5 protein-coding genes are annotated in these 4271 nt (G+C 66.6%); all 5 read left to right on the forward strand.

The annotated features are described in order from the left end of the window. A partial coding sequence (locus tag ACOADB_RS27160) for an alpha/beta hydrolase (protein ID WP_378606432.1) occupies positions 1–895 on the forward strand: 895 nt, incomplete at its 5' end. A gap of 75 nt (positions 896–970) precedes the next feature. Beyond that, entirely contained in the window at positions 971–1399 is a 429-nt protein-coding gene (locus tag ACOADB_RS27165) for a nuclear transport factor 2 family protein (RefSeq protein WP_378606435.1), read from the forward strand. A gap of 23 nt (positions 1400–1422) precedes the next feature. Then, the gene (locus ACOADB_RS27170; RefSeq protein ID WP_378606437.1) at positions 1423–2406 is read left to right on the forward strand and encodes an NADP-dependent oxidoreductase; all 984 of its coding nucleotides are present in this window, start codon (positions 1423–1425) and stop codon (positions 2404–2406) included. Positions 2407–2551: 145 nt separating this feature from the next. Continuing rightward, positions 2552–3769, forward strand: a complete 1218-nt coding sequence (locus ACOADB_RS27175) for an acetyl-CoA C-acetyltransferase (RefSeq protein WP_378606439.1) — start codon at positions 2552–2554, stop codon at positions 3767–3769. 11 nt (positions 3770–3780) lie between these two features. Next, positions 3781–4271: SDR family oxidoreductase (locus tag ACOADB_RS27180; RefSeq protein ID WP_378606441.1), on the forward strand; the 491-nt coding region annotated here is incomplete at its 3' end.

The following is a 4271-nucleotide window of genomic DNA, read 5'->3' on the forward strand; positions in this document are numbered from 1 at the left end:
GCGCGAAGACATCGAGTTCGACGCCGAAGGCGTGATCCTGCGCGGCTGGTTCTACAAGCCCGAAGGTGTGTCCGGCGAAGCGCCGTGCATCGTCATGACCCACGGATTTTCATGCACCAAGGAAATGGGGCTGGAGCCCTACGCTGAGGCATTCAGTGCTGCGGGAATCGCCTGCGTCGTCTACGACCACCGAGGGTTCGGCGCTTCGGGCACAGCGCCGGGCAAGCCGCGACTGGAGATCGACCCGTGGGACCAGATCCACGACACCCAGCACGCCATCACGTACGCGCAGAGCCGGTCCGACGTCGACGCTGCGCGCATCGGGGTGTGGGGTTCCAGCTATGCGGGCGGCAACGCCTTTGTGGTCGCAGCGATCGACCGCCGCGTGAAGGCCGTGTGTGGCCAGGTGCCGGCGGTCGCAGGGCGTCGAACCTTCGAGGCGGGCGTGCCGAAGGAGTACTGGCAGATGGCGTGGGACGGGCAGGCTGCCGATCGCCTGGCGCGAGCGCGAGGAGAGGCGCCCACGATGATTCCGGTGGTCACCGCAGACCCCACGTTGCCGGCAGTCATGCCGACGCCGGATGCCTACAAGTTCTTCTCCGCCTACGAGGGGACCGCGTGGCGCAACGAGGTGACGCTGCGCTCGACTGAGCTGGGGTACGAAGCAGGGGAGTTCCTCAAGTTCGTCGCTCCTACCCCGCTGCTCATGGTGATCGCTGAGGACGACAACGTCGTGACCCCGTCCGAGTGGGCCACGGAGGCGTACGACACCGCGGCGGAGCCCAAGCGTCTCGTGGAGATCCCGGGCGGTCACTTCGACGCGTACACCGGTGAACCTTTCAATCTCTCGTCTGGTGCGGCGCGCGAGTTCTTCCTCGAGCACCTGTCCGGCTAGACGCCCACCCCCTGTCCGCAGAGGGCAGGACCCGTCCGTGAATCAGCCAACCGCTATCAGGAAAGAACGACACATATGAGCACGCTTGCCGGAGACTTGGCGCGCGCGTTGGGCGATGCCGACGCAATGCAGCAGTTGTACGCCGACGACATCAGTTGGACGCTGCCAACGTCGCTGGGCCGTATCGGCGGGACCCATCAGGGCAAGGACGCCGTCATCGCGTTCAACAAGATCTCGCTGGCCGCCTACGACAAGTCGGCGGGCACCGACGTCGAGATCCATGAAGAGTTCGACGCCGAAGGTGGCAGGAGCATTGCCCGCATCCGGGTGCGTTCGACCGTGGGAGCGACCGGCGAGGGCTACGACAACGAGTACGTGCTGATCGTGCGGGGCAGCGAAGGCAAGATCGTCGCGGTCAACGAGTACCTCGACACCCTCAATGTCATGCAGTACGACGGGCTGCGGCGCTTCCTCCCGGCCATTCCTGGGGTGACCATCTCGTGAGAGAGCCCAACAGACGGTGGCGCGTGTCTGCGATGCCCACCGAACACTTGGAGACGTCGCACTTCGAACTGGAGACCGTGCCCCTGCCAGACCTGGCGGACGGCCAGGTCCGGTGCCGCGTCCTGTGGATCTCCATCGACGCTGCTCAGCGCGCCTGGTTCCAGGGTGCCACCTACCGCAGCGCGATCCAGGTGGGCGACACCATGCCCGCCTTCGCGATCGGTCAGGTGGCGGAGAGCCGCAGCGAGGACTTCGCGGTCGGTGACATCGTCACCGGCCACCTCGGCTGGCAGGAGTCGGCGGTCGTCGAGTCCGGCGAGGTGAACCCGCTCCTTCCCACCAGGAAGCTCTCCTACTACCTCAGCGTTCTGGGGATCACGGGCCTGACCGCCTACTTCGGTCTGCTCGAGGTTGGACGGGCCAAGGCCGGGGATACCGTCGTCGTGTCGGGGGCCGCCGGTGCCACGGGCGCTCTGGTCGGGCAGATCGCCAAGTTGCGCGGGTGCCGGGTCGTCGGGATCTGCGGCAGCGCGGAGAAGCAGAAGTGGCTCACCTCCGAGCTTGGTTTCGACGAAGCGGTCAGCTATCGCGACGACGACTTCCGCAAGTCGCTCAGAGCAGCCTGTCCGGACGGCATCGACGTGTTCTTCGACAACGTCGGCGGTACGACGCTGGACACCGCTCTTGGTGTGATGGCCCAGCACGGCCGAGTCGTGTGCTGTGGCGTCGTGTCCCAGTACGACACCACCAACCCCGCTTGGGGAGCGCGCGGCGTGCCGGGAGTCCTGGTCGTCAAGAGCCTCACGATGCAGGGGTTCCTCTACACCGACTTCGCGGATCGCAACGACGAAGCGCTCCAGGCGCTCGAGGGCTGGCTGGACGACGGCTCCCTGGCGGTCACGGAGGACATCCTCGAAGGCCTTGAGAAGACGCCCGAGGGCCTCATCGGCGTGCTCAACGGGACCAATGTCGGCAAGCGCATGATCCACGTGGCTGACCCGCTCTGAACCAGAACCCGCGGAGCCTGTCGTCTCTCGCCGATGACGTGGCGCGACTCACAGAAATCCCGGGCCCGCGCTGGTTGACCGCTGACAGGACATAGACGAAAGTATGACTAAGCAAGCGCTTAGTCACCCAAGGAAGGCCACCTCCATGCCCGAAGCAGTGATCGTCTCCACCGCCCGCTCGCCGATCGGCCGCGCGGGCAAGGGGTCGTTGAAGGACATGCGTCCCGACGACCTCACCGTCCAGATGGTCCGGGCCGCGCTGGCCAAGGTGCCCGAGCTCGACCCGACCGACGTGGTCGACCTGGTCCTGGGCGTGGGTCAGCCGGCGGGGGAGTCGGGCAACAACCTGGGCCGTGCGGTCGCCGTACTGAGCGGAATGGACCACCTGCCCGGCGTCACTGTGAACCGGTACTGCTCGAGCAGCCTGCAGACCACGCGGATGGCATTCCACGCGATCAAGGCAGGCGAGGGCCACGCCTACATCTCGGCCGGTGTCGAGACAGTGAGCCGGTTCTTCAACGGCTGGTCGGACGACCCGGTCGGGCAGAACCCTGCGTTCGGCGATGCGCAGACGGTCACGGACAAGCGGTCGGGTGGCGGCGCCGAGACGTGGATCGACCCGCGGACCACGGGAGCGCTGCCCGACCTGTACATCGCGATGGGCCAGACAGCGGAGAACGTGGCGCAGCTCCTCGGCATGTCGCGTCAGGAGCAGGACGAGTTCGCCGTGCGCAGTCAGAACCTCGCCGTCCAGAGGGTTGAGGAGGGGTTCTGGGCTCGGGAGATCATCCCTGTGACGCTCCCGGACGGCTCGACGGTTTCCGCTGATGACGGCCCGCGGCCGGGTACGACGATGGAGAGCATCAGCCAGCTCAAGCCCGTCTTCCGACCCGACGGCACCGTGACGGCCGCGAATGCCTGCCCGCTCAATGACGGCGCGGCCGCACTGGTCATCATGAGCGACACCAAGGCCAGGGAGCTGGGGCTCACGCCGCTGGCGCGGATCGTCTCCACGGCCGTGACCGCGCTCTCTCCCGAGATCATGGGTCTGGGCCCGGTCGAGGCGATCCCGGCCGCGCTGCGCAATGTCGGGATGGGCCTGTCGGACATCGACCTGTTCGAGATCAATGAGGCGTTCGCGGTCCAGTCGCTCGGATCTGCGCAGCAGCTCGGCATTCCGCTCGACAAGTTGAACGTCAACGGTGGCGCGATCGCCATCGGGCACCCGTTCGGCATGACCGGGGCCCGCATCACCGCCACCCTCATCAACTCGCTGCAGTGGCACGACAAGCAGTACGGCGTCGAGTCCATGTGCGTCGGCGGCGGTATGGGCATGGCCATGGTCATCGAGCGACTGAGCTGAGGGGCAAGAGAATGAGCAAGCGTTTCGAGGGCCGGACTGCAATCGTCACCGGAGCAAGCCGGGGAATCGGGCTCGCCATCGCTGAGCGGCTGGTTGCCGACGGTGCACGCGTGGTCATCACTGCCCGGAAGCAGGAGGCGCTGGACGAGGCGGTCGCCGGGCTCGGTGGGCCGGAGGTGGCCCTTGCCGTCGCCGGCCGCGCCGACGACGCGGATCATCAGGCTGATGTCGTGCGGCAGACGCTCGAGACCTTCGGCAGCATCGACTTCCTGGTCAACAACACGGGCATCAACCCGGTGTACGGGCCGCTCGTCGAACTTGACCTGGCCGCTGCCCGCAAGATCGTCGAGGTGAACTGCATCGCCGCGGTCTCTTGGGTTCAGCAGGTCTACCGAGCCTGGATGAAGGAGCACGGTGGCGCGATCGTCAACGTCTCCTCGCTCTCCAGCATCCGGACGGCGCCTGGCATCGGGTTCTACGGTGCGAGCAAGGCGATGCTCAA

The sequence above is a fragment of the Nocardioides sp. CPCC 206348 genome (genome assembly GCF_048654705.1).
Taxonomy (GTDB): domain Bacteria; phylum Actinomycetota; class Actinomycetes; order Propionibacteriales; family Nocardioidaceae; genus Nocardioides.

Excerpts from the sequence above, each read along its gene's own strand:
- ACOADB_RS27165 (WP_378606435.1), top strand. The coding sequence starts at position 971 with ATGAGCACGCTTGCCGGAGACTTGGCGCGCGCGTTGGGCGATGCCGAC.
- ACOADB_RS27175 (WP_378606439.1), top strand. The coding sequence starts at position 2,552 with ATGCCCGAAGCAGTGATCGTCTCCACCGCCCGCTCGCCGATCGGCCGC.